At 53.1% G+C, this 26673-nt stretch carries 19 protein-coding genes and 1 tRNA gene; 11 read left to right on the forward strand and 9 right to left on the reverse strand.

Features of this window, described 5'->3' with window-relative positions:
- Positions 1 to 34: 34 nt before the first annotated feature.
- The 3 genes from L0M99_RS06800 to hemL all read right to left on the reverse strand — a co-directional run bounded on the left by L0M99_RS06800 (position 35) and on the right by hemL (position 3788).
- The gene (locus tag L0M99_RS06800) at positions 35 to 751 is read right to left on the reverse strand and encodes a hypothetical protein (protein WP_024059607.1); all 717 of its coding nucleotides are present in this window, start codon (positions 749 to 751) and stop codon (positions 35 to 37) included.
- The gene (locus L0M99_RS06805) at positions 752 to 2236 is read right to left on the reverse strand and encodes a hypothetical protein (RefSeq protein ID WP_238128160.1); all 1485 of its coding nucleotides are present in this window, start codon (positions 2234 to 2236) and stop codon (positions 752 to 754) included.
- A 133-nt stretch (positions 2237 to 2369) separates the two neighbouring features.
- Complete coding sequence (gene hemL / locus L0M99_RS06810) at positions 2370 to 3788, reverse strand: glutamate-1-semialdehyde 2,1-aminomutase (RefSeq protein ID WP_038110217.1); 1419 nt, start codon at positions 3786 to 3788, stop codon at positions 2370 to 2372.
- A 147-nt stretch (positions 3789 to 3935) separates the two neighbouring features.
- On the opposite strand from hemL, the gene L0M99_RS06815 reads away from it, so the two are divergent.
- From L0M99_RS06815 to L0M99_RS06825, 3 genes are all read left to right on the forward strand, one after another.
- Positions 3936 to 4148, forward strand: coding sequence for a DUF4244 domain-containing protein (locus tag L0M99_RS06815; protein ID WP_024059604.1), 213 nt, complete (start codon positions 3936 to 3938; stop codon positions 4146 to 4148).
- A gap of 70 nt (positions 4149 to 4218) precedes the next feature.
- Positions 4219 to 4554, forward strand: coding sequence for a TadE family protein (locus L0M99_RS06820; RefSeq protein ID WP_024059603.1), 336 nt, complete (start codon positions 4219 to 4221; stop codon positions 4552 to 4554).
- Positions 4551 to 4931, forward strand: coding sequence for an Rv3654c family TadE-like protein (locus L0M99_RS06825; protein ID WP_024059602.1), 381 nt, complete (start codon positions 4551 to 4553; stop codon positions 4929 to 4931). The genes L0M99_RS06820 and L0M99_RS06825 overlap by 4 nt, the downstream gene beginning before the upstream one ends.
- Before the next feature lie 10 nt (positions 4932 to 4941).
- Here L0M99_RS06825 and L0M99_RS06830 read toward each other — a convergent pair whose 3' ends face one another.
- Entirely contained in the window at positions 4942 to 7386 is a 2445-nt protein-coding gene (locus tag L0M99_RS06830) for a DEAD/DEAH box helicase (RefSeq protein WP_238128161.1), read from the reverse strand.
- Positions 7387 to 7486: 100 nt separating this feature from the next.
- Between L0M99_RS06830 and L0M99_RS06835 the strand changes: the two genes are divergently transcribed.
- From L0M99_RS06835 to L0M99_RS06850, 4 genes are all read left to right on the forward strand, one after another.
- Positions 7487 to 8401, forward strand: a complete 915-nt coding sequence (locus L0M99_RS06835) for a phosphatase PAP2 family protein (protein WP_238128162.1) — start codon at positions 7487 to 7489, stop codon at positions 8399 to 8401.
- Between the two features lie 251 nt (positions 8402 to 8652).
- On the forward strand, positions 8653 to 10476 hold the full coding sequence (locus L0M99_RS06840) for a ribonucleoside triphosphate reductase (RefSeq protein ID WP_024059597.1): 1824 nt from the start codon (positions 8653 to 8655) through the stop codon (positions 10474 to 10476).
- Positions 10469 to 11215, forward strand: coding sequence for an anaerobic ribonucleoside-triphosphate reductase activating protein (locus L0M99_RS06845; protein WP_024059596.1), 747 nt, complete (start codon positions 10469 to 10471; stop codon positions 11213 to 11215). Before L0M99_RS06840 ends, L0M99_RS06845 begins: the two co-directional genes overlap by 8 nt.
- Before the next feature lie 152 nt (positions 11216 to 11367).
- Positions 11368 to 12759 (forward strand): hypothetical protein, encoded by a 1392-nt coding sequence (locus L0M99_RS06850; protein WP_024059595.1) that lies wholly within the window; start codon positions 11368 to 11370, stop codon positions 12757 to 12759.
- Positions 12760 to 12944: 185 nt separating this feature from the next.
- Here the strand turns inward: L0M99_RS06850 and topA are convergent, their stop codons facing one another.
- Positions 12945 to 15674 (reverse strand): type I DNA topoisomerase, encoded by a 2730-nt coding sequence (gene topA, locus L0M99_RS06855; protein ID WP_024059594.1) that lies wholly within the window; start codon positions 15672 to 15674, stop codon positions 12945 to 12947.
- A 687-nt stretch (positions 15675 to 16361) separates the two neighbouring features.
- Here topA and L0M99_RS06860 point away from each other — a divergent pair.
- The 3 genes from L0M99_RS06860 (at position 16362) to L0M99_RS06870 (ending at position 21880) form a co-directional block, all read left to right on the forward strand.
- Positions 16362 to 18128: a CAP domain-containing protein gene (locus L0M99_RS06860; protein WP_024059593.1), complete on the forward strand. Its 1767-nt coding sequence runs from the start codon at positions 16362 to 16364 to the stop codon at positions 18126 to 18128.
- A gap of 425 nt (positions 18129 to 18553) precedes the next feature.
- The gene (locus L0M99_RS06865) at positions 18554 to 19000 is read left to right on the forward strand and encodes a hypothetical protein (RefSeq protein WP_024059592.1); all 447 of its coding nucleotides are present in this window, start codon (positions 18554 to 18556) and stop codon (positions 18998 to 19000) included.
- A gap of 456 nt (positions 19001 to 19456) precedes the next feature.
- Positions 19457 to 21880, forward strand: a complete 2424-nt coding sequence (locus L0M99_RS06870; protein ID WP_238128163.1) for a CAP domain-containing protein — start codon at positions 19457 to 19459, stop codon at positions 21878 to 21880.
- Positions 21881 to 22131: 251 nt separating this feature from the next.
- Here L0M99_RS06870 and L0M99_RS06875 read toward each other — a convergent pair whose 3' ends face one another.
- From L0M99_RS06875 to purT, 4 genes are all read right to left on the reverse strand, one after another.
- Positions 22132 to 23265, reverse strand: coding sequence for an ABC transporter ATP-binding protein (locus L0M99_RS06875; protein WP_238128164.1), 1134 nt, complete (start codon positions 23263 to 23265; stop codon positions 22132 to 22134).
- Between the two features lie 335 nt (positions 23266 to 23600).
- Entirely contained in the window at positions 23601 to 24335 is a 735-nt protein-coding gene (locus L0M99_RS06880) for a phosphoglyceromutase (RefSeq protein ID WP_024059589.1), read from the reverse strand.
- A 53-nt stretch (positions 24336 to 24388) separates the two neighbouring features.
- Positions 24389 to 24712, reverse strand: coding sequence for a histone-like nucleoid-structuring protein Lsr2 (locus L0M99_RS06885; protein ID WP_238128165.1), 324 nt, complete (start codon positions 24710 to 24712; stop codon positions 24389 to 24391).
- Between the two features lie 238 nt (positions 24713 to 24950).
- Complete coding sequence (gene purT / locus L0M99_RS06890) at positions 24951 to 26165, reverse strand: formate-dependent phosphoribosylglycinamide formyltransferase (RefSeq protein ID WP_238128166.1); 1215 nt, start codon at positions 26163 to 26165, stop codon at positions 24951 to 24953.
- 145 nt (positions 26166 to 26310) lie between these two features.
- Between purT and L0M99_RS06895 the strand changes: the two genes are divergently transcribed.
- Positions 26311 to 26383, forward strand: a tRNA-Lys gene (locus L0M99_RS06895).
- Positions 26384 to 26673: the final 290 nt, after the last annotated feature.

Below are 26673 nucleotides of genomic sequence, written 5' to 3' on the forward strand. Positions count from 1 at the left end.
TTGCTCAAGCCTCGCGTTATTGAGCAAGTAGGTATCAGGTAAGTAATTCCCGGTAGCCCCAAAATAGGTCGCGCCGCCAATCAGCTACGGCTGGATCTATCAGGATGGCTTGGGGAAGCTCTAGGGTGAGTTGGTCTTTCAGGGGCACTGGTATCGCTTGGGGAGCTCCCTCCCTGTCTACCAGAAAAACTACCGGCCAAGTACCAGGTTTAAAGCCTTGAAAGCTGGCGGTTAAAGCCCGCAGCGTTAGTCCGGTTGGTACCGCCAGGCTGGGTGCTAAAGAAACCAGTAGCCCAGAATGTTCGCTAGTTGCCGGGGTGACCTCTAAGGATTCCGAAGCGATCGGGGTGAGGGCGTCCTCGGTGGGAATCCCCGCTACTAGGGATGCTAAACGGGGAAGATCATGGGCTTCTAAAGTGATCTCAAATTGTCCCCCCGGGTTAAGGAGGGCACCTATTGGCTGAGAGTCTTCGGCGTCCTCGCGGATCGCATCGAGATGTTCAGTTAAGAGGGCGGCGTTAACTTCAGCGGATGCAGGGGAGCGCAGGCGGGTAGCGTAGGCGAGTAAAAACTGGGAATTTCCCTGCCAGCGCAGTTCGCCACTGCTGTATACGGGGTAGATCGCGAGGGCGCGAAGCAGTGGTTCCAACCTGCCGGTAGCTATCGTCATATATATGGCTTGATCCAGCGGCTGATCTTTTTCTCTCTTTAACCGGTAATCGCGCACCCGGTTACGGAAGGATTTTTTCATTTAGGGGTGTAGGCGGGAAAAAATGAGTAATCCGATACCGGTTAGCCCGGCAGCTCCCAGACCTAGGGCAAATACGGCTAAAGAGGAAGAGCGAATCCACTGCTTGGTAACCAGATCGGTGGAAGTACTATCTGCCTGGAACTTTAAGGGATTGTCGTTACCAGTTTGGCTGCCTGAATTGGAGTCGCTATCAGCGGCAGAGCCGGGGTTAGTATCGGAGTCCGAGGCAGTTCCCGCGGTGTCTCCTGTCTTTGCAGAGCTAGTTGCCGGATCGGGCAGGGTGGGGAAGGCGTTTGCTGGAGGTTGCGGTAGCTGGGCGCGACTTAGCGAGCCGCCAGTACGCGCCAAGTTAGTTCCTCCTAGCTGCGAACTTGCTTGTAGTCGCGAAGAGGCAGACAGGTTGGGGTTACGCTCCGCACCATTATGCCCGTTTGTAGGTTTCGAGGTGGGACTAGTTCCCGGATTTGAGGTTCCACCCTGATCCCCGTGACCGGGTGTGGAAGTGCCAGGGGTAGTTTTTCCGGGGTTAGGGGTGGGATCGGTTCCCGGATGGGTGCCTCCACCCTCATCACCGGGCTCCGGATCGGGAGTATCAGGGGTGGTTTCCCCCGGATCGGGGGAGGGATTAATACCTGATCCTCCCTCGTCCTTTCCATCAACAATATCCTGTAAATCTTTAGGAACCGAGGCTTCCTTCCCGGCGATAAAAGTGTAGGCCATTTCGGCCTGGTAAGACTTATCGGGATTCTGCGGGTCGGTAGTGATGGCTTTTAGATGGATAGTGTAAAACCCGGACTGAGTAAAGCTCAGTTCAATTGAGTTTTCCGTGCGCACAGTTGTGTTTACAAAGCCGCTATCGGATTTCCCAGTGGAAACGGAGTAGGGCATTTCTTGGTAGTTGTCACTAGACTTGCCAGGTCGTGATTTTACCTTTGTCCCCAAATCCCATGGTTTTACTTTTGTTACCTGAAAAATGGTCTGAGTTTTTTCACTAAAACCGGAGGCGGCAAGGGCAGATTTGTCTGCCTTAAATAGGGCTCCGTAAAAAACCTTAGCAGTAGGCTGCTCAGTTTTGTTCGGTGCTACCCGCACGCAAGTCCCAAACTTTTCTTTAAACTTGTCATCTGAGCGAGTATCATTAAATAAATTTTTGGAGTTAGCACCACTTGCATGGGTGGTATTGGTGTACCCCAAGTAGGTTTTTCCGTCCGCATACCCTAAATAAATCGGGGTGTTTTTCTGAGCGTCATTAACAAACTGCTCCCCACCGGGACAATTATCTTTTGCCCACTTAGTAAGATCCTGGGTTTGGCTAGCTGGGGTAGCAGAAGAAGTGCTGGTGGCCGGCGTGTCGGAAGGGGCGGCAAGCGCGAAAGGAGCAGAGCATAGACCAACGCACAGCGGCGCCGCTGCCACTAGGGTAGTGGCAGCAAAACTGCTGATCTTGCGCAGAATGCTCATAGTAATCGGAACTTTCCTACCCAACCTATTAATATATTCAATAGTGTATCACAACATTAAAGCATAGCGATAGATTTTTAATCGAATTCAATCAAAAGCGACTAAAGTCCTGGGGTGATGAGGTTTCGATTAGAACAACAATGTGAACAGTTTTAACTTAACTATCATTGCTTTCAGCTTCGGCCGCAGCTCGCATCGCGGAAGGCAAGGCCTCCAAAATCCGTCCTACTGCCCGATCATCGTGAGCCGAAGACACGAACCAAGCTTCATAACCTGAAGGCGGCAGGGCAATGTTTTCCTCTTCCATCGCATGGAAGAAAGCCCGGTAACGGAAAGTTTCTTGCGCGTTTGCCTCCTCAAAATTGGTTACCCCATTTTCTGCCGGCGCCTGCCCGAAGAACACGGAGAACAAACTACCTGCCCGGTTTACTTTCAGGGCAACCCCCGCTTGTGCGGCCTCGTGCTCAATTGCTCCGATGAGAGCATCGGCAACTGCCGTAGTGCGGGCATACACCGTGTGATCTGCCAATTCTAAAGTTTTTAGCCCGGCAGCAGTAGCCAAAGGGTTCCCCGAAAGAGTACCTGCCTGGTAAACCGGACCGAGCGGTGAAAGCTGCTCCATAATTTCGCGGGAGCCGCCTAGAGCCGCTAGCGGCATTCCTCCTCCGATAACCTTGCCGAAAGTAAAGAGATCCGGCACGAACTCGGCTTTTTCGAGCTCGTTTGCCCTCCAGCTAGCTAGCTCGTCCTCGTCGGAGAAAGCGGGAAGTATAGCGGGGAGATCGACCCAATAATCATTTTGCAGCCCCCAGTATCCGGAAGGACCAACCCGGAAACCAGTTAGTACCTCATCGGTAATCATCAACGCCCCATACTTGCTGGTTAGCGCGCGAATGTGCTGGTTAAAGCCGGGGAGTGGGGGAACGACTCCCATATTGGCGGGGCAGGATTCACAAATAACTGCCGCGATCTGTTCGCCTTTGCGCTCGAAGGTTTCGGTGAGAGCCTCAAAGTCGTTATAGGGAAGCACGATAGTTTCCGCAGCGACTGCGGCAGTGACGCCGGCAGAGCCGGGGAGTCCTTGGGTGGCGACTCCGGAACCAGCAGCGGCCAGCAACCCATCGGAGTGACCGTGGTAGCAACCGGCAAACTTAATGATGAGGTCACGTCCGGTTACCCCGCGTGCCAAACGAATCGCGGTCATCGTGGCTTCGGTACCGGTAGAAACCATACGTACCTGTTCGCACGCAGGCATCCGAGCGGTAATCGCCTGCGCCAACTTGGTTTCGTTTACCGTGGGCGCTCCAAAAGAAAGCCCTTTTGCGGCAGTTTCTTGCACTGCGCGTACGACCGGGGGGCAAGAATGTCCCAGTAGCGCCGGCCCCCAAGATCCCACCAAATCCACGAAAGTGCGGTTTTCCTCGTCACGTACATACGCTCCGAACGCCTCTTTAATAAAATGCGGAGTTCCGCCCACGGAGCCGTAGGCACGAACCGGAGAGTTAACTCCCCCGGGAATCGCTTTTCTGGCTTGGGCAAATAGTTCTTTATCGGTGCGGGGTTTGTGCTCACTCATGCGCCTATTATCGCCCACAAGTCCCCAAGAGGCGATAATTGCGACCTTTACACAGAACATTATTTAGGGATTTCTATCTTTTTCTGCCTGTACGAAGCTGATACCACCTCCCGCCGCACCGGCTGGGGGAACAGGAAAGGGGAAGGGATGAAAGATTTCGCATTGCGCGCCTTGGTTTGGGCGCAAACCCGGCAGGCAATTGCGCGGCTAAGAACCGAAGAGGACGGGATGACCACCGCCGAATACGCCATCGGAACTTTAGCGGCAGCCGCCTTCGCTGGTTTGTTGATGGCAGTCATTAAGGGAGGAGGGATAAAAAGCGCGTTAACTGCAATTATTAAACAAGCACTCTCAATTTAAAGTGGGAACATTATTTAGGAAACATCCGCAGTCGGCGCAGTTTATAGGATGGCTGCGCCGACTGTGGCAAATGCGTCGGGATAGTCAGGGCGGTTACGCCACTGTCGAAACTGCTTTGACCCTTCCGGCCTTGGTGGCGGTAGCGGTGATGAGTTTAGGTGCTGGGGCAGCTGGCGCCGCCAAGGTGCAAACCTGTGACGCAGCGCGCACGGCAGCGCGCGCGGTGAGCATCGGAAAATCGTGGTCAGGTGGCGGCACCATCAAGGTCAGCGTAGACAGTAGTGGGCAGTGGGTGCGCGCCGCGGCCAGTAAAAACCTGGTAGGGAAAGCAAAACTTTTACCCGCGGTGACTTGCAAAGCTAGCACGCTAAAGGAACCAGAGTTGGCGATGGGAATAGAGCCATGAAAATCGGGAAGAGTCGAACCAAGCTTTCTCCCACAGCGGCAGAGGCGGGGTCGGCCACTATTTGGGCGGTGGGATTGATCTGTTTATTAGCGGCGTTGGCGGTGGGGATTGGATTATTGGGGGGAGCTTTAAGCGCGAAGGCACGGGCACAAACCGGGGCTGACTTTGCGGCTCTAGCCGCCGCCCAGGCTCACTTTTATGGCACCGCGAACGCTCCTTGTGCCGTGGCTACTCAGGTTGCCCAGGAAAATGCGGCGTCCTTAGATTCTTGTATTTTGTCCGCTAGGGACGTACAAGTTTCGGTGCGGATAAAAACCGTTTTCAACTGGCAGCTTAAAGCTCATTCCCGAGCCGGTCCCGCCATTAATCCCCCTTAAAAACACCGGTTTAGGCGGCAGTGCCGGCCGAACCAAAGCTGCTAAGTAAGAACTCTAATAGATCCCGTCCGGCAGATTTGGACAGCATTTCGTTTCCATTCCCGCACTTGGGGGAGTGGATACAGCGCGGACACCCCTGCTTGCAGGGACAAGCGTTTACTTGCCGATAGGTTAAATCTAGCCAGGTTTCTAGCTGCTTAAAACCATGCCGGGAAAAACCGGCACCCCCGGGGGTGCCATCGTAAATAAACACCGTTGGCAGTCCGGTTTGGGGATGCTGGGTTAAAGATAAACCCCCCAGATCCCAACGGTCACAGGTAGCCACCAAGGGAAGCAAACCAATCAGGGCGTGTTCGGCTGCGTGTAATCCCCCGCCTAATAGCTGTTCTTCGTTTAGCTGCAACTGTTTAACTACCTGCTCTGTAAGCGTGAACCAGGTGCCAGTAGTTTGCAGCGTGCGGGTGGGGCAATCCAATTGGAAAGTAGCTTGATAAACATGACCCGGCAGGCGCAATAGGTCAAAAGAAGTAACCGTGGTTTGCACTTCGATCCGCCCGTAATGCCAGCTAACTGCCGGCGAAGGGGTCAGCGGGGCAGCTTCTTCTGACAAAATCGAAATGCTGGTATCCGTGTTGGGGCGGGTACGTAGCTTCTTCGGACCGGGAACCACTTCCGCGATATCGTCTTCTCGGCGACAAACCTGCCAGATACGGCCTTGATGTACATAAATAGCATCCGGGTGCAACACGCTGTCCGCCCGACCACTATCAACCGTGCCTATTACCTGGGCGCTTTCCGATTCGATGATTTGTACTTGGCCACTATCTCCGCGAAGCTTTACTGCCTGCCAGGGCGAAAATCGTTTAGTGATATCGAAACAAAGTCCCCCCGGCCGATCTACCAGGAGTCCTTGCTGGCGAAGCTGCGACATGATTTCAGTGCTAGCTTCCCCAAATAAAGCAGTATCCTCACTGGTTAAAGGAAGTTCTGCGGCGGCACAAAGTAGTTGAGGCGCCAGCACAAACGGATTTTCAGTGTCGAAAACTATTTGCTCGGCGGAGCGAAAAATCTCTTCCGGGTGGTGCGCTAGAAAATCATCTAAAGGATTATCGGAAACCACCAAGATACCTAAGCCTTCTTGCCCGGAGCGACCAGAGCGACCAAGTTGCTGAAAGAAACTGGCGCGGGTTCCCGGCCAAGAACAGGTGATGGTGGCATCCAGTCCGGAAATATCGATCCCCAGTTCTAAAGCAGAGGTTGCTGACAAGCCTTGTAGCGTGCCGGTACGTAATTCTTTTTCTAGCTTTCGGCGCTCTTCGGGCAGGTAACCCCCGCGATAGGCGGCCACTCGCGACATTAAATGCGGGTTACGGGTACTCAGTTGATCCCGGGCGATCTGGGCAATAGTTTCTACTCCCTGCCGCGAGGGCGCAAAGGTCAAAACTCGCCCTCCGCTATTTACTAGCTGCGCCAACAGGCGTCCGCCTTCCCAAATGGCAGGGTAACGCGGCCCTTCTGCCACCTCACCTTGCCTCTGGCCTGTGGCTTCTTCAGATTCTTTTAGCTCTTTTCCTGCCGAGATGCTGTCCCAGCCTCCCTCCTCGCTGGTTTCCCACAGGTTTTCGTCTTCCCAGGAAGCGGGGTCACTATCCTCGATTAACGGCGGACGCCACACGAAAACTGTGCGGGCACCACTGGCGGAAGTGTCGCGGTCAATAACCTCGAGTTCGCGTCCTCGCCCCAACATATTAGCCCCATGAGCTGCCGGATTAGCGGTAGTAGCCGACAGTAAAGCAAAGACCGGGTCAGCTTGATATTTACGAGCCAGGCGACGCAGGCGGCGTAAAATCAAGGCCACATTTGCCCCCAGCACCCCCCGGTAATAATGCGCCTCATCCACAATCACCAGCGATAATCCCCGCAAAAAGGGTCGCCAAAGCTCGTTATGGGGTAGCAATGCGTAATGCAGGAAATCGGGATTAGTCAGCACCGCATCGGCGCCTGCGCGCGCCCACTTTTTAACTTCCGCCGGACTATCGCCATCGACCGGGGCGACCTGTAGATCCAGTGCGGCCAAGCTTGCCCAATGGGTTAAAGCGGTTGCCTGGTCACGAGCCAAGGCCTTGGTTGGTGCTAAATAGAGAGCGGTGGGACGGGTACCCACCAGGGATTTATGTCCGCGCGCCAAGAACGCCAGCCAAGCTGCCAAAGATTTACCGGAACCGGTTCCGGAAGTAAGAATCACGTCCCTGCCACTATATAAAGCATTTGCGCAGCTAACTTGATGTTCCCAGAGGCGTTCAATCCCATCGGCTATCAGAGCCGCCTGTAAATCTTTGCCTACCCAACTCGGCCAAGGCGCAAAACTGGCGCGCCGCGCAGGTAACACGGTTTCGTAAAGCAACTGGTCGCTGCTAAAGGAACGCAATCCGTCCGCCAGGTTAGCGATACTCACCGGAATCTCCCTTGTTGACGCGAAAATATTACTGTTTAGAGCCTGCTTCCAAATCCCCGTGGTTGTGGAAACCACGGGAGTGACAAATTAAGGTTAAAGCATGACTAGCACGCTGAGAAGAGGACTAACTGCCGGTTACGTGCGTCGTTTTTCGGTCGCGCTATTTGCGGCCGGGTTCTTTGTTGCCTGCTACCTGATTTTTGTGTGCACCCGCGCTGGGCAGGCTACCGATACGCTCGCCATGTTCGCTTTATCTAACCTCAATAGTTCTTTTGCCCCTTGGGATCAAGCGTTACTGCGGGAATGGTATTTATTTGTTTTGGTTCCACTAATCGCCGCGGCAGTGATAGTTGCCCTGGTAAGAAGGCGTTTTGCCCTGGGGGCACGGATGCTGGTGATGGTGGGGGCAGCCACGGTAACCACCCAGATCCTAAAGCATCTGGTACTTTCCCGCCCTGCCCTAGGAATCACCTACTATATGACGAACTCGTTTCCTTCTGGTCACACCACGACCGCCGGAGCTGCCGCGGTAGCGCTGGTGATGGTAGCGGCTGATCGTTGGCGGGAAGTGGCCACCTACCTATCGGCACTGGTGCTCTGGTTAGTGGCTTTAGCGGTAATCGTAGCGCGTTGGCATCGCCCCTCTGATGTCTTCGCCGCCATTTGCGTAGTAGCCGTGTTTTCTCTGTTGTTGTCTCCCCTGGAGCTGGGGGGAGAGCGGGGACAGCGAGCGTTGCGGCGAGGACGGATCGTCACTTTCTTGGCGGTGACCCTGTTTTTAGTAGGAACCGTGATGGTCACCTACTGTTATTTTCAACTAGGTGCCGGCAGCCCCTATTTTTCTGCCGCCAGCGCCAGCAGTGACCTGCGGGAACTCGCGGCTTCGCGTCACCAGCTCGCCCTCTTGCTGGCAGGAGGCACCGTGCTCACCCTCGCCGGAGCCTGCTGGATTTTCATTTTCGAGGTCGCGCGAGCCGGAATGCGCACCCTAAAATCGCCCTCTGCCCCCGCCTAGGTCTTTTGCCCCAAAGGGTTTTTGGCACTTCGAGCGCCCCCAATAGGGAGCGCTTCAGGTTATTTCCGCCCCCGCCAGCAAATATGAGAAGAATAAACGCAAACACAATATCTAGTGGTTAACATTTAGGAAACCTACTATATCTCGTGTGTCTTTACCTGTTTCTGGGCGGGTATGCCTATAGTCGATAGCGGTGGCTACGAAGCCGTAGACAAACAAGAAGAACTTGAAGGAACCAAAAGAGGATAAAAATGGCACCCCAAACGAAAATGAAACACCTGGTTGATCCCGCTCAGACCGTAAATGAGTATTTATCAAAAGCTGATTGGCGGGTAAATGCTAATGCGAACCAGGGCTATTCATTGGGGGGACTAATCCTTAACTCTTCGGGCAAACTGATCGCCAACTATTGGCTAAACGAAATCTACACTCCCGAAATTGGGAAGGCGCACCGCGAGGGCGACTATCATATTCACGACCTGGATATGTTCGCCGGTTACTGCGCGGGCTGGTCCCTAAAACAACTGTTACAGGAAGGCTTTAATGGGGTTCCGGGGGCGATTGCCTCCAATCCGCCTCGCCATTTTTCCTCCGCCTGTGGGCAAATCGTGAACTTCTTGGGAACTTTGCAAAACGAGTGGGCAGGGGCGCAGGCTTTCTCTAGTTTCGACACCTATATGGCGCCGTTTATTCGCAAAGATAACCTGGACTACGAGCAGGTTCACCAGTGCATGCAGGAACTGATTTACAACCTGAACGTGCCGAGCCGTTGGGGTAGCCAGTGTCCCTTCACTAACCTCACGTTCGACTGGACTTGCCCCGACGACCTTGTCGATGAATACCCCTTGATTGGGGAGGAACTGATGGACTTCACCTACGGGGATCTGGCCGAAGAAATGGAGATGATTAACCGGGCATTCATCGAAGTGATGACTGCCGGGGATGCCGATGGACGGGTGTTTACTTTCCCCATCCCCACCTACAACATCACCCCCGATTTTGATTGGGATTCCCCCAACACCGAGCGCCTATTCGCCATGACCGCGAAATACGGTCTGCCCTACTTCCAGAACTTCCTGAACTCGGATCTGGATCCCCATATGATTCGCTCCATGTGCTGCCGTTTGCAGCTAGACCTGCGCGAACTGCTAAAACGAGGCAACGGCTTGTTCGGTTCGGCGGAACAAACTGGCTCCCTGGGGGTAGTGACCATTAATATGGCGCGCCTCGGCTACCTCTATAAGGGCGATTTGAACGGGCTCACCCGCCAGCTTGATCACCTCATTGACCTGGCCAGCCAGTCCCTAGAGAAGAAACGGGAAGTTATTTCCTGGCATATGGATTCCGGTCTTTTCCCCTATACCCGCCGTTACCTGGGCACTCTCGATAACCATTTCTCCACGATCGGAGTAAACGGAATGAACGAGATGGTGCGCAACTTTACCGAGGACGCGGAAGATATTACCGGCGAAGTGGGGCATAAAATGTGCGCCGACTTGCTCGATCACATTCGCGAGCGGATGGTGCAGCTGCAGGAAGAAACTGGGCACCTCTATAACCTAGAGGCCACTCCGGCCGAAGGTACCACTTACCGCTTTGCGAAAGAGGACGCTAAACGTTTCCCCGGGATTATTCAGGCGGGAACTAAGGACGCTCCCTACTACACCAACTCTTCGCAGCTGCCGGTAGGCTACACCCAAGATGCCTTCCAAGCCTTAGAAGAACAGGTGGAACTGCAAGGTAAATACACTGGGGGCACTGTATTGCACCTATATATGGGGGAGGCGATGAACTCCGCTCAGTCCTGCAAGACCCTGGTGCACCGGGCGCTCGCGAACTTCAAGCTGCCCTATATTACAATCACCCCCACCTTCTCCATCTGCCCAGTCCACGGGTATTTGTCGGGTGAACATTTCGATTGTCCCAAGTGTGCCGCCGAAGGCAACCACGAGCAGCCCTGTGAAGTGTGGACGCGGGTAATGGGCTACTTCCGTCCCGTGACCTCTTTCAATACCGGTAAGCAGAGCGAGTACGCTGAGCGCACTACTTTCTCGCAAGAGTTAGCCGGTGTCTGATTTTTTGGCAGTTAACGGGGAGCCCAGCCTGCTGGGGCAGGCCAGGCAGCTTAACATCGCGGGTCTAGTCCCGTTTTCTACCGTGGACTGGCCAGGGAAGATCGTGGCCAGCGTGTTTTGCCAGGGGTGTCCTTGGCGCTGCGCCTATTGCCAAAACTATGAAATCTTAGATTTTAAAGTGCCCGGGGCAGTACCGTTTGCGGAGCTAGAAGAGTTGCTAGGACGCCGGAAAGGCCTGCTCGATGGGGTAGTGTTTTCCGGCGGGGAAGCGCTCGCGCAAGCAGCGGTGATTCCCGCTGCCCGCTGGGTGAAGGCGCAGGGTTTCCAGGTGGGGTTGCACGCGGCGGGCGCTTATCCTTCGCGCCTGCAAGCAATATTGGCGGCAGGTTTGCTCGATTGGGTGGGGCTAGATATTAAAGCCTTGCCCACTGACTACCGCCAAGTCACCGGGGTAGCGGGCGCAGATAAGGCTTTTACCTGTCTAGATGCCGTGTTGGCCAGCGGCATCGACTACGAGGTACGCCTAACTGTTTACCCTGGACACCCCGGAAAAGTGGTGGAGTTAGCGCGAGATTTAGCGGCGCGAGGAGTCAAAAACTTTGCCCTACAACAGGCACGCGAGCTGGGAGCGTCCCCAGATTTTAAGGCCGAGGCTCAAGGCTGGGATAGCCAAGTTAAGACCTGGGCTGAAGAAATTGACTCTTTGGGGTTTGAACAATTTTCTTTCCGGCCCGCTTGAGGACGCTGGTAACTTAGGTGCGCTGTGGTTTCACTTTCATCAGTAGTTGGTAGCAGGAGTTTTCTACCAGACTGGTTTTTACAGATTTGAGCCACGGACGAGCCTTGCCAGTTAGAATAAGAACAGTGTTGTCCCAACCTCAAAGGTAAGCCATGACTGATAGTGATGATTTAAAGGAATTGCGCGAGCGCGCGTTAGCTCCGGAAACTAACGCTAATGAACTGTTCGAGATATCTGCGCAACATCCCGAGGCTTATGCGGAAGTCGCGGCGAACCCGAATGCCTATCCGGATCTGCTTGATTGGTTGGAAAACGTAGGCGATGACCGCGTAAAAGCAGTGGTGGCTGCACGTAGACACGGCCTTTCTGGCACCGAAGCGCTAGCGAAAGGCAGGGAAGAGAACCCGGAGGCAGCTTCCGGCGAAAAAGATAGCCATCCGGGCGGCGACCAGGAAGAGATGAAACCTGGCTCCACAGACTCTGCGACCCTAGCCTTTGCTCCCCCTACCGATTCGGAAAGCGAAGTGGCAGCTACCGAGAAAATCGAAACTACCGACCAAGCAGCGGAAACTGGGCAGCTAGAGGAAACAAACCCGGTTGCTGAGGGCGCAGAAGCCAAAACCGCAGAGATAACAGAAAGCCCGGTGGCCAGTGCGGACGCGGAGGCAGCGGGAGATAGTCCCGAAATTCCCAGCGAAAGCGCAAACTCTCCCCAAATCTCCGGCAGTGACGAAGAAAATGACGATGATGCTACTCGCCTGGGAAGCCTGCCGGTAGAAAATCCCGGTTCTTCTGGGCAAACAGCTGAGGATTATCCGACGGTGATGGCGGCTCCCGCGGCCATGCCTCCCGCTTATGCTTCTCCGGCGTATGCGGAGCCTGCCTATCCGGAGCCACCCCGCCAACCAATGATGAGTGCGCCGCCGGCTACCTATTCCCCTTTCCCGGCCTACCAAAATCCGGCAGGGGAGAGTTCGCAACCGGAAAAATCCCGGCGCAGCTGGGGGATTATTGTATTGACGGTACTGCTAGTGTTGGCGTTAATCGGCTTGGCGATTGTGGGTACCTGGATTGTTTCTTCCCGGGGGGACAACAAAGGGCAAGCGAGCGCCAGTGAGTCCCAAAGTGATTCCACTCGAACCGCTACGGTAATGGAAACCACGGTTACCACTACGGAAACTCCTGTCGAAACTGGCAAACCGATCCCCGCCGGAGCGGTCTACGAAGGTCATGGGTTTTTCACCCCTACCCGAAATATTGGCTGCATGATGAGAGGCGATGGGGTCTCTTGTGAAATTTACCAGCGGCAATGGGAACAGGGCTGCGATGGAGATTGGGTTAGCGAAGTAGATAGCAGCGGAACTAGCAGCTACTGCGATACCGATGATGCTGGTGGTGATCCCCAGACCCAAGCCACTTATGGCACCGTCTACTATAACGGTGACTATGCCTGTGAAGTGGGTAAATACACCGGCGTTAACTGCTGGAACTCTAAGACTGGCCGTGGTTTCACTATGCGCCAGGCCGACCACACCACCTACTAGACTTCAGTAATGCCCCTCTGTTGGGGGAGCATCTTCGCGTCCTACTGCGCACATATCCCGGTGGCTATTTAAAGCCCGCTAACGGTTAGCGATCCCGGTGGTAAACCAGCCTGCGGTCGGATTACGTCCTGACAGACACCTAATTAGCAACCTGAGATGTACCGCAATAGCAGCAAGAGTATTACCTACTTTTTCGCTGCCGACTGCTTAGTGGTTTTAGCAGTGGTTTTCTTGGCGGTCGCCCGCTTGGTGGTAGTTTTCTTGGCTGCAGTTTTCTTCGTGGTCTTCTTCGCAGCGGTTTTCTTAGTAGCTTTGCGAGTCCCGCGTTTCTTCGCCGGCCCTTTCGCCCGCTTTTCTGCCAGTAAAGTATAGGCTTGATCAGCGTCAATATCTTCGATAGTGCTAGCGCGGGGCACGGTCACATTGGTGGTGCCGTCCGTAATATAGGGGCCAAAACGCCCATCCTTAATTACTACCGGTTTACCCGAGTTAGGATCGGTTCCCAGCTCTTTTAAGGGCGGTTTCGCGGTGCGACCTCTGCGGGTTTTCGGTTGGGCGTAAATCTCTAAAGCCTGCTCCAAAGTGATGGAGAAAATCTGGTCTTCCGTCTCTAGGGAGCGCGAATCCGTCCCTTTCTTCAAATACGGGCCGTACCGGCCGTTTTGCGCGGTAATATCGGCTCCGCTTTCGGGATCCTGCCCCACTACTCGCGGCAGCGAAAGCAGTTTCAAGGCATCATCCAAACTGACGCTCTCAATCGACATAGTTTTAAATAGGGAGGCCGTGCGGGGTTTAGTCCCCTTAGGGGCGTCCTCGGGGAGTACTTCGGTAAAGTAGGGACCGTAGCGTCCGTTCTTTACTAAAATCAGGTTCCCGTTTTCGGGATCATTGCCCAGTTCCCGACCGGTATCAGCCGAAATCGTGAACAGTTCTTTTACCTTTTCGGCATTTATCTCGTCGGGAGCTAGCTCTTCAGGTACCGAGGCGCGCTTGCCCTCTGCGTCCTCTAAATAAGGGCCATAGCGACCTACCCGTACGTTTACCCCGGGTAGCACTTCGATAGAGTTCAGGGCGCGGGCATCAATGTCGCCTAGACCCTCCACCGTATCTTTGAGGCCGCGAGTCCAAAACTCTCCGCCAGTTCCGCCCCCGAAATAAAAGTGTGCCAATAGTTCTTTGCCGTCCCGTTGCCCGGCGGCAATCTGATCCAAATCGCCTTCCATTGTGGCGGTGAAATCATAATCCACCAGAGATGCCAGGTTCTCTTCTAGCAGGCGAACCACGGAAAAGGCCTGCCAAGAAGGAATCAGAGCCTGCCCGGCGCGGCGCACATACCCGCGTTCAATAATTACCCCGATTGTGGAGGCATAGGTGGAGGGTCGCCCTACTCCCTTTTCTTCTAAGGTTTTCACCAAGGAGGCTTCGGTATAGCGCGGAGGCGGGCTGGTGACATGCGCTGCCTTGTCCCTGTCTACCTCGCTAAACGCTACTTCTTGCCCTTCGTTTAGTTTCGGCAGCGCCGTGGAACTGTCGCTGCTGGCGTAGCGGGATTTGTCTTTACCCTCTTCATAGGCGGCCAGGAAACCGCGGAAGGTGATCACGGTTCCCGAAGCAGTAAACACCAGTTCGTGGGCTTCGCCTTCTACCTGGATCTGAGCGTTAAGGCGCACGGTATCGGTAGTGCCGCGCGCATCATTCATTTGTGAGGCTAGGGTGCGTTTCCAAATCAGTTCATATAGCGCGGCTTGTTGCGCGGTGAGGGCGGAGTGCACCTGATCGGGGGTGCGGAAGTTATCACCGGCGGGCCGGATTGCTTCGTGTGCTTCTTGTGCCCCTTTGGCTTTCTTCGCGTAAAAGCGGGGTTTTTCGGGGACAGCGTCTGCCCCATATAGATCCGTAGCCTGGCGCCGCGCCGCCGAGATAGCTTGGCTAGACAGCGCGGTCGAGTCGGTACGCATATAGGTGATGTAGCCGTTCTCGTACAGATATTGCGCGAGCGCCATGGTTTGCCGCGAAGACATGCGTAGTTTTCTTCCTGCCTCTTGCTGCAGGGTAGAGGTAGTAAAAGGAGGGGCGGGACGGCGCGTATAGGGTTTTGACTCTACTGATGTCACCTGGCAGTGAGCCTGTTCCTCTAAAGCATGCACCAGTTTTTCCCACAGCTTTTCATCCATCACTGTGGCTTCGCGTTTTAACTGGCCGCGGTCATCGAAGTCCCGGCCAACGGCAAAACGCACTCCATCCATTTCCAAGGCACGGGCATTAAAGTCCCCGCCATCAGCTTTGAAGGTGGCGTTTAGATCAAAGTAGTTGGCGGGAATGAAAGCGATCCGTTCCCGCTCGCGTTGCACTACCAGGCGAGTGGCCACTGACTGTACTCGTCCAGCTGACAGGTGCCGGGCAACTTTGCGCCATAGAATCGGGGAAACCTCGTACCCGTAGAGGCGATCTAGAATCCGGCGGGTTTCTTGGGCTTCTACCAGGTCAGTGTCAATATCCCGGGTGTTTTCCAGGGCGCGATCAATGGCTTCTCGGGTAATCTCATGGAATACCATCCGTTTTACTGGAACCTTGGGTTTTAATACTTCCAGCAGGTGCCAAGCAATCGCCTCGCCCTCGCGGTCTTCATCGGTGGCGAGGTAGAGCTCTTCGGCTTTTGCTAGATCCTTACGTAGTCCCGCTACGGTTTTTTTCTTATCGGGGTTAACCACATAGTAGGGCTGGAAGTTGTTGTCCACATCTACCGCGAACTTTTTGTATCCGGACTGTTTGAGCTTTTCGGGTAGGGCAGATGGCTGCGGCAAGTCCCGGATATGCCCCACCGAGGCTTCTACCTGGTAGTCAGCGCCCAGGTACCCGCTGATAGTGCGAGCCTTAGCTGGAGATTCGACGATTACCAGTTTCTTAGCGCTCAAGACTTCCTCTTCCCTTGGGTTAACGATCTACCTTTATACCTTATATATATCTCGCAAACTTGAAAGGCTAACAAATGAGCTATCTCGGCCAGGTGGTTGGAGCCGTCCGCGAGGGCTGACTAGTTAATGAGGTCGTCCGTTAGGAAAAACCAATACAACCCGGGAGAAGTGTTGTATCAACATTGTTCAAACATGAGCAGGCTCAAATGTTTCTAGTATTGCTTGTTAGATTTGCTAGATGAGTAAAAACTCAATGGTTGGTGAGTGAAAAATCAGGTTCAAAAATGACGCAATGAAAAATTTGTGCTTTTTCTAGTTTTCATGAGAAAAACGCAATCGAGAGTTTATATACGCAGGCAAAAGCTAGTTTTAAGTAGAACTGAACATTAACTCATTCAAATGGTCAAAATTAGGGGTGAGAGAACTCACAATTTACATCCAAGGTGCCACTATCGTTAGATAATCCTGAAAACATTCTAATAGGCCAGGTCAGACCTACTTTATGGTTGGTAAGTATTCGCGAAAATAACCTACCAGGTGTAAAACTTTCATTTTCAAACATTATTCGCTTTCTTCATGTTCGTTTTCGTGGATAATAGTTAATGAACGAAGCGAAGGATCGTGACGTTCACGGAAATCGAAGGATTTGGTTTCCATAAGAGGAAAACGCAAGGAACGGGATCTACGATGAAAACGTGGAAAGAACACGCCAAGACCCTGGTTGCAGGTGTTCTAGTAGCTGGGGTTGTCGCTGCCGGTGTAAATCTGGCCGATGCGGCTACTTTCTTTACCGGTACTGCTTCCGCTGCCTCCAGCGCAGTGACTGCTAACGCGATCAACACCAACAACCGTGAAGAGGTTCGCACCCGTTACCTAAGCGATATTGCCGATACTGACTACCCCGAAAGCCCTAACAACGGTGCGGACCACAAAAACTGCCGCGCCGGCGTGGTCAACCCCACCACCGCTAACTCGGTAGCTCGCGCCCTTAACTACTTCCGCGGCCTCAATGGAGCTGAAGCGGTCAAGATGGATACTACTTCTCCGCTGCAAGATTACACTCAGCAGGCCGCCCTCAATATGGCTGCCAATGGGCGTCTTTCACACACCGTACAAAACGACTCCAAATGCTTTAGCTTTAAAGCTCAACAGGGCGCAGCCATTTCTAACCTTTCCGATAGCGCGGGGCAAACTCCGGCCGAACAGATTCTGTGGTACTTCATCGATCCTTCCAGCCTGGGTGGTTCCACGATGACGAAGGTTGGCACTAACGACCGCTTGGGACACCGCATTGCTTTAATGGATCCCACCTTGTCCACCACTTCTTACGGAAACGTAAATGGTTATAACGCGATTGTAGTCACCGGAGATCGGCTGGTAAGCACTCCGGACTTCAATAACAAGCAGATCATCAATGAAGCCGCCTACAAGCCGGAAGTTATGACTTGGCCGTCAGCGGGATACTTCCCCTACCAGCTGCTGACCACTAATCGCGATGACCGCGAGGATGTAGAACGTTGGAGCATCTCCTTCCGCGGCGAAAGCAGGTCGGAGCGTCCCGACCTGTCGGGTGCCCGGGTGCGAGTGACCGGCCCTAATGGCGCGGAAGTTCCCACCACCATTTTGAACAACAAGCTCAATGGCAAAGGCCCGGGAACCTGGAACTACTACAGCACCCTGTTAATCAAGATGCCGAAGATTACCGATCTTCCGGTGGGCACCGATGGTTCGCGCGACTACAAAGTGAGCGTTTCCGGGGTTAAGGGTGCGACTCGTTCCTCCTACACCTACACCGTGAAACTGTTCGATCCGATGATCTCCTCTTCCGAGATGGCTCCCCAGATCAAGGTAAATGCCGCTCCCCGAGTAGCCCAGGGTGGATACGCTGAACCGGCTAAGATCACCGTGCAGGGTTCGACCGGTATGAAATACCAGTGGCAGCGCTCCAAGGATGCCGGTAAGACTTGGGAGGACGTGAAGGATAAGTTCCGGGTTCCTGCTGATCATAGCTTCTATGGAACTGCCAACGATCTGGACTACGCCCCTGGTGCTCGCACTGAAGACAAGTGGGGACTGCTGCGGTCGGCTCCGATTGCTAATCGCGCAGAGGCCGAGTCCTTGCGCTTCCGCTTGAAGGTCACCAACCCGGTCGGCACCTCGATCTCTGAACCGCTGAAACTGGAATACTACGGATTCGATCAGGATCAGGTCATCCGCCAGGGCGACAAACTAATCGCGAAGGTTAGCTTGCAGGGTAACTCCGATTCGGTGGAGCGTTTCAGTGACGTGATCTGGAAAGACCAAAACGGTAAGCAGGTCGGAACCGGTGAGACTTTGACTTTAACCCCCGATATGAAGGGCAAGCAGATCCGCCCCACCGTGCAGTTCTGGCTTACCTCGTTCATGTCAGCTTCTCTCTACGAGTTGAAGCTGCCCGCATACTCCGTTGGGTAACTTGCGTTTTCTAAACCTAACGGTCCCAAAGAGGGTCGCGTCCTTAGGGACGAGGACGCGGCTCCTCAAAAAAGAATCCAGTCGTTACCTGGTTGATTGGCTTCAATAACTGAAAAGAAATCATCTGGCTCCTAGGACGTTCCCAGTCTAGGAGCCAGATAATTTTTTGGTTAATGTCTATAGCTTGGCTTCGGTTTTAGCGTTTGCCAGCGCTATTTTTGGGGGTTGATGAGTTAGAGGGTGCAGCGTTTTCCGGGCGGTTTTTTCCGTTATCTTCGCTCTCATATTTGAAGCTGTCCACGATCCGGAATAGATCCCATCAAAACGGGTATGGGCTGGACTTTTGTCATTAAATACGGGAAAATTATAAAGAACTTAAGGCTTGATAAAACGAGCATAATTAACACGATATAGAGGGATATCTTATGGCACGCAAACAGGTTGCAAAGGTAGCGATTGCAGCAGGCAGCGGGATCGCACTGGTGGCTCCGGCGGCTTCGGCTTTCGGGATTAATCAAGCAGAACCGCAGGGCAAGTTGAATATTCCGGGCTCTGTTTCGCAGTGCCGCGTCGGAGTTGACGTGGCTGCGGTCAACAAGGCCTATCAGGATTATCAGCGCGCCCAGCAGCAAGCCCAGGATGCGGCCGCAAATTTGGATGCTGAACAGTCCAAGCCTGAGATTGCCGAGCCCCTCGCGGCTTATGCGGGTGCCCAAGACGGCCTGCGGAAGGCACAAGCTGGCCAGCAGGAGAAACGCGCCGATGCCACCGCTGCCCACCAGCAGATGCAAGAAAAGACAGCGCAAGCCCTGGCGGCGGCAGTTGCTGATCTTGGGAAAGCTGAAAAGAGTTTAGAGCAGGCTAAGCAGTAGCAGAAGCGGGCCGAAGAGAACCTCCATAACGCGAAGACGAATAAAGAGGCGGCGGATCGGGAGAATGACCAGGCTCAGGCCGCCGCTCCGGGAGCTGAGGCGGTAGCTGAAGCTAAGAAAGCTGCCGATGAGGCCGCCAAGGCTCTGGATGAGGCGCAAGAAAAAGCCAATCAGGCTAAATCTGAACTAGATGAAGCCACCCAGGCTGCTGAAAAGGCGAACCAGGATGTAAAGCAGGCTGAAAGCGCGAAGCAAACCGCAGAGCAAAAAGCTAAAGACGCTGCGAATAAGGTAAAAGATAAAGAAGCCGCCTTAGCTGACGCAAAGCAGAAACTGCAGGACGTTAAAGATGTTCTGAAAAACGACAAAGCACTGCAAGAAGCACAAGATAAGGTCGATGCGGCTCAGCAGGAACTTAATGCCGCAACTACTACTAAGGACGCGGCAGCTAAAGATTTGGCTGCCGCCAAAGAGGTACTAAAACAAAAGCAAGCGGAAGCAGCGGAAAAAGACAAGGCAGAAAAGCAAGCGAACCAAGCCTTTGAAGATGCAAAGAGTGAGCTAAGTAAGTTAAATAAGGCGCAGCAGGAAAAGCAAACCGCCTATGACGAAGCCGTCAAGGCACAACAAGAGGCTGCAACCAATAAAGATAACGCGCAAAAAGCTCTGGACGAGCAGACTCCCAAGTGCGAAGCCGCCAAGAAAAAGGTAGATGACGCAACGAAGGCCAAGGAAGATGCTGATGCCGCAGTTGCAGCAGCACAAAAAGCGGTTCAAGCAGCCAAAGAAGCCCTAGAGGCCTCCAAAGCCAAAGCTCAGGAGCAGTGGAACTTGGGTTCAAAGGGATTTTTCCAAGAGAATAAATCCAGTAAGGCTCTAGCTCAGCTGAATACAGATTTTGTTGTAAATGGAAAAAAGATTACTTCTTACACCACCGTAGGAAACCCTCAAGATGCTACTTCCCTTGAGAATATGAAGCTTGCTCTCGAAACCATGAAAGAGGGAAATGAGCTGCGGGTTAAGGGTGATAATAACTTTGCTGCAATGTCAGCTCTTAAAATAACCGATGAATTAATGGCTCTTGCTCAAGTTAATGCAAACTATTCAGCGCTTTTTAAAAATGGGCATTCGGGTAATTTTGGTCCTTTTGTAAACTCCGTTGGTGAGAACCTCTCCTGGGCTGAGGGGAGCCCCTATACGCGTTCACAGGCTTCCTGGTATACCAGTGAAAAAGCAATTTACGACAAAGATCCCTCGGGTAACAGCGGTGTGGTCGGACACTATACCAATCTAATGGACAAAGATTTCTTGTATACGGGATTCGCAAGCGGTCAAAAAAATGCCTCCTATGGGATTGTACATGCCCAAGAATTCTGGGGTGGCACCACCGACACGGCGTACACTTACGAGGAATATCTTGACCGTTTCATGAAGTATTACAACGGATTGCAGGACGCCATTGCTAATGGTTCCCAGGAGGCGCGAGATGCACTGGCTAAAGCTGAGGCAAACGCGGGATTGCAAGAAAAACTAGCTAAGCAAGCTGAAGCCGAACAAAAACTGCAAGAGGCAATAACCGCCTCTGAGGCAGAAGCTAAGAAATGCGAGGCCTGTAAAGCGAAACTTGAGGAAGCTAAAGAAGCACTCAAGAAAGCTGAGGAAGCTGCCACATCTGCAAAGCAAGACCTAGAAACCGCCAAGGCAGCTGCTAAAGATCAAGACGGTGTAGTTCAAAAGAAAGCCACGGAACTGGTAAACGCGGAAAAGGATAAAGCCGCAGCAGAGGAAGCAGTCACCCAGGCACAAAAGGAAGTTAACGCCAAACAACAAGCTGCCGATACCGCGAAGCAAGAAGCAGACAAAAAGCAAAAAGCTTTGGCTGAGGCCAAAGAGAACTATGACGCGGTAGTTGCCACAAAGGCTGACGCTAAGAAGCAGCTGGATGAGGCAGAAAATGCAGTAAAGCAGGCAGAAGACGCTCTGAAGGCTGCGGAAAACGAAAAAACTAAAGCTGATGCGGCAGTAACCGACGCCGATACCAAGCTAAACGACGCGAAGCAGAAAGTTGCCGACGCTACCGACAAGGAAACTGCGGCAAAGGAAGCTAAAGACAAAGCTGATCAAAAAGCAGCGGATGCCAAGACGGCAAACGAGGCGGCAGCCAAAGATTACGCAGATAAAGCAGCCGCCCAAAAGGCTGCGGATGACGCCAAGGCTAAAGCAGATGCCGCGGCGAAAGCAGTCGAGGATGCCCAGAAAGCTAAAAACACCGCCGATCAAGAAGCCGCAGATGCCAACACGGCAAAAGATACAGCTCAGGCAGCTAAAGATCAGGCTGCGGTAGACAACAAAGCCGCGCAGGAAGTACCCGACCTCGACACCTGGGTAGGACAACAACCTGGCAGCGCACCTGCTCCGGTGGCTCCGCTGCGCATAATGGCGCTGCGTGCACCGGCAGCTACCAACGTTAGTGCCGAAACCCAGCAGGCAATTGATGACGTCCTCGCGAAGTATCAAGCTTACCTGGAGGCCGCGCAGGCAGCAGAAACCGCTACCGAGAAAGTACAGCAGTTAGAAGCTGCCTATAAAGAAGCTAAAGCAGCGCTAGCGCCATTCGAAGTAGCCCTGCAGCAGGCTAACACGCAGTTGGATAAGGCAAAAGCCTCCTATGAGAAGCTCTATAAAGACTGCATCGCTCCCGGGTCAGCCTCTACAGCCGCTACCGGCAAGCACACCGGTGAAGCGAATAACGCCTCCCGTTCCGGCTTGGGTAAAACCGGCGCCGCCGACCTGTCCACCATTTTGGGCTTGTCGGTAATCAGCGCAGGAGCCGGTGCCTACCTGGTTACCCGGCGCCGCCAGCCCAAGCATGCGCGCTAGAAAACGCGTCTTAATCTGACAGCAATAACCTATGGTGGGGTCAATGCCCGAAAAAGGCATTGACCCCACCATAATTTAGCTATCAGCCCTAAACCAGTGGTTATACCCTAATCAGCAGATCATGATGATACCCGCCTAGGAAATAAAGGTTCGGGTATTAACCCGTTTTTACCAGGCTAAATAGTGGCGGCATAGCAATGGGGGCAGGCACCAGGCCTGCCCCCCAACTTATTGGTTGCTATTTGATTAGATTACTCCGGTAGCCGTTCTTGGTTAGCGGCCGCAAACAGGTGGCGCGCGCCCTCTTTAATCCGCACCGGCATTACCGATCCAGCTGGCGGCGCAGAATGCGGAGCCACCCGGATAGTTACCTGATTCAAAGAAGGACGACCATCTTTACGATGCTCCACCGCGTCATGACCATCCAAAGTGCCATAAACATAGGCGTCAGAACCAAGTTCCTCCACATGGGTCACCTTGATCGGAATAGTGTGCTCCGGGTCAACCATGCCCTCTTGTACCTCTAGTGCCTCCGGACGGAAACCAATAATGATTTCACCGTTATCCTCTGGCTTAATCGCATCCAAAGTAGCCTGCGCCAAAGGAATCTTCGCTCCGCCCAGTACTGCGGAACCATCCTGCACCTTGAAGGTACCAATGTTCATAGCCGGCGAACCGATGAAGGCCGCCACGAAAGCATTCGCGGGGCGATCATATAGTTCCCGCGGCGTGCCCACCTGCTGTAGAACGCCGCCAGCAATTACCGCGATCCGGTCACCCATCGTTAGCGCTTCGGTCTGGTCGTGAGTCACGTACAAAGTAGTGACCCCCAAAGTGCGCTGCAATTGGGCAATCTGGGTGCGGGTCTGCACACGCAGCTTCGCATCCAAGTTCGACAGCGGCTCATCCATCAAGAACACCTGGGGTTTACGCACAATCGCGCGTCCCATCGCTACGCGCTGACGCTGACCACCAGACAGAGCCTTCGGTTTACGATCCAAATACTCGGTCAAATCCAAAGTCTCTGCAGCCTGTTCCACCCGCTTATCGATTTCCTCTTGCGGAACCTTAGCGATCTTGAGGGCGAAACCCATGTTTTGACGCACCGTCATGTGCGGGTAAAGCGCATAGTTCTGGAAAACCATGGCGATATCGCGATCCTTGGGAGCCATATCAGTGACATCATTATCGCCGATATAAATCTTGCCAGAATTAACATCCTCTAGCCCAGCAAGCATCCGCAAAGAAGTGGACTTTCCGCAACCAGAAGGACCAACCAAAACTAGAAACTCGCCATCAGCTATTTCCAGATTCAACCTGTCTACAGCCGGATGATCTGAACCGGGGTAAACCCGAGTAACGGAATCAAAAACAATTTTTGCCATATTAATATCTCTCCTCCACGGGCAGGTACGTGCCCGACGATCCGAGTGGAGTGCCTGTTGTAACTGCGGGAAATATCTTCCCCACGTGTCACCTGCGACACAAGCGCTGATTGCGCCTGAACTCAGTCTGCCATAATTATCGCTCTCATGGTAGTGAGATACGCCAAAGTTGCGCCAATTCCTAACTTATTTGTGTTCACCGGCTCAGCAAAGCCAGGAATCTGCTATTTTCTTTGCCGAGGGCGCAGCCGAGCCAACCCCAAAAACTGGGAGTAATCGGGTCTAAATATGACAAAGTCCCCGAGGTCGCCCTCGGGGACTGTCAAGGAAAGAAACTACTTACCCTGGTTGGCTACTGCCGCAATCTTGGCTTCAGCATCCGGATCCAGGTAGGTTCCGCCTTTCTTTACCGGTTGCAGGTTCTCGTCTAGCTCGTAGTACAAGGGAACCCCGGTAGGAATATTCAAACCAGAAATGTCATCGTCACTGATTTGATCAAGATGTTTAACGATGGCGCGCAGAGAGTTACCGTGTGCTGCCACCATCACCGTTTTACCGCTCTTGAGCTCGGGGACGATCGCTTCCTCCCAATAGGGAAGTAGGCGCTCTAGTACCTGCTCTAGGCATTCGGTACGCGGAATCGGTTCCCCGGAGTAGCGAGGATCTTGATCTTGGGAGAACTCCGAACCCAACTCGATTTCCGGAGGCGGAGTGGAGTAGGAACGACGCCACAACATGAACTGTTCATCGCCATATTCGTCCCGGATAGCTTTCTTGTCTTTGCCCTGCAACGCGCCATAGTGGCGTTCATTCAAACGCCAACTGCGCTTAACCGGAATCCAGTGGCGATCGGCCGCATCTAACGACAGGTTAGCAGTCATAATCGCCCGGCGTAGCAAAGAAGTGAAAACCACATCTGGCAAGATGTTTTCTTGCTTCATTAGTTCGCCACCGTGGACGGCCTCTTGGCGACCTTGATCGGAGAGTGGAACATCCACCCAACCGGTGAAAAGATTTTTAGCATTCCATTCGCTTTGCCCATGACGGAGCAATATAAGTTTGTAAGTCATATCCTCAGTGTCTCATTCTTTAGGTGAAAATGCCCGGGGTGTAAGTCCCTTTTTTATTTTAAGTGCGTGCGGTAGTAGGCGGAGCGTACTTTCGCGGAAATGCGTCCCTTTTCTGATACCTGCATATTCTGTTCCCGCGCCCAAGCCCGAATCTTGGAGGCATCGGAAACCCGGCGGGTATCAGTACCGGCAATCCGGCGTCCTCCTACCCGCCGGCCTGCCTGAATCCACGGATCTAGGACTTCGCGCAACTTGGCGGCATTTTCAGTAGATAAATCAATTTCGTAATCAATACCGTCAAGGCCAAACTTAATGGTTTCATCCCCGAGTTCGCCATTGATATCGTCAATCAGAACAATTCTAGTTTTCCTGGCCAAGATTTTGCCTTTCCATTTTTTAAAAGTGAATATTGCTTTTTATGTTAACGCTATTAAACAGACTTTTCTATAGATAGTTAAACGCCTACTAGGTAAATATTTGCAGGCAGTAATAGCGGTAAAAATCTAGGTTTTTAGCACGCGAATAGCACAGCTAGCTAAGACTAGCACTAATCAGGATTTTAAAAACGATAAAAACCTAGGGATTTCTATAAGGGATTGGTCTTTCGCAGCCATATTAGGCTTCCGCTACCGTAATTAATCCGGCGGCTTTCTTTGCCCGCTCCCTGGCTTGGGCAATGTCATTTCCGCGCGCTAAAGCCACTCCCATTCTCCGCCCTATCCGGGATTCAGGTTTACCAAAAAGCCGCAAATCCGCTTCCGGAACTGATAAAGCCTGATCCAAACCCCGATATACCGGACCTTCAGTTTGCAGGTTCGCACAAATAACTGCCGAGGCCGCGGGGGTGCGCAGGCGGGTATCAACCGGCAAACCTAAAATAGCGCGGGCATGGAGTTCAAACTCTGACAGGTAACCAGAAGCCATAGTCACCATCCCGGTGTCGTGAGGACGCGGGGACACTTCGGAAAAGAGAACCTGGTTACCACAAATAAACAGTTCCACCCCGAATAGGCCGCGACCTCCCAAGGCGGAAGTAACTTTGGTGGCGATAGCTTGCGCCTTTTCTAGCACCGCGCTATCCATCGGGGCCGGCTGCCAAGACTCGTGGTAGTCGCCGTTTACCTGCAGGTGGCCAATTGGTTCGCAAAAACTGGTGATGGTTTCTCCTGTTTTTGCGTCACGCGAACGCACCGTCAAAAGGGTGATTTCATAGTCGAAATCTACTAGCCCTTCTACGATTACCCTGCCCCGGCTAGCGCCCCGTCCGCCCTCGAGAGCATAATGCCAGGCAGGAGTGATATCTTCTGGGGTTTTCAGCAGGCTCTGCCCCTTGCCTGAAGATGACATCACTGGTTTGACTATGCAGGGTAGACCAATTTTTTCTACCGCTTGGCGCATCTGTTCTTCCCCGGACGCAAACACGTAGCGGGAAGTAGGGATACCTAGTTCTTCTGCGGCGAGGCGACGGATACCTTCCCGATCCATAGTCAGGCGGGTAGCGTGGGCAGTCGGGATTACCGTGACCTGGCGAGAAGCGGCTATTTCTTCCAAAGTGTCGGTAGCGATAGCTTCAATTTCCGGAATAATGAAATGAGGACGCACCTTTTTCACCAGGAAATCGATCTGTTTACCATCGGTCATGTCTAGGACGTAGGAATAGTGCGCCACCTGCTGTGCCGGTGCGTTTTGGTAGCGGTCAGCGGCGTGAACTTCTACCCCCAGGCGCATAAATGCGATTGCCAATTCTTTACCTAATTCTCCGGAACCGAGCAGAAGAACCCGGAGTGAGGATTTTGATAGGGGAGTTCCGAAGGTAGTTGGCGTTAACATAAAAACCCTTTCCTAATAATCAATTCCGCCTGATATATAGGGATTTGAGTACTACTTTACGGGTTCTTTAGTGACGGAAGCAACCAAAATGTAACTTGGGGAAATCCCCTTTGCCCTTGTACAATAAAACGTGCCTTTAAGGCAGGCGCCTGTAGCTCAGTTGGTAGAGCAACGGACTTTTAATCCGTGGGTCCAGGGTTCGATCCCCTGCGGGCGTACAACGAGGAGTCCGAACGGTGAAAAAAGCCTTCGGGCTTTTTTCATTAGTGAGGAGGACGAAGTTGTGTGTAATCCCGGCAGGGATTACCAACACAACGAGGATCCCGCCAGGGATTACTAACACTAAATTATTTAAGCCCGGCCCTGAGCCGGGCTTAAATAATTTTGAGTCCCTGGGGTCGAACCCGTGAGGGCTGGCGCGGGGTCTAGGTTTTTCCTCCCGCCCAAGAATTTGGGGTTAATACCTGAATTGTGTGTATAAATTCGTTGTTTTTTGGGGTTTGATCAG

Origin of the sequence: Varibaculum cambriense (genome assembly GCF_022133705.1) — a bacterium.
GTDB lineage: Bacteria > Actinomycetota > Actinomycetes > Actinomycetales > Actinomycetaceae > Varibaculum > Varibaculum cambriense_A.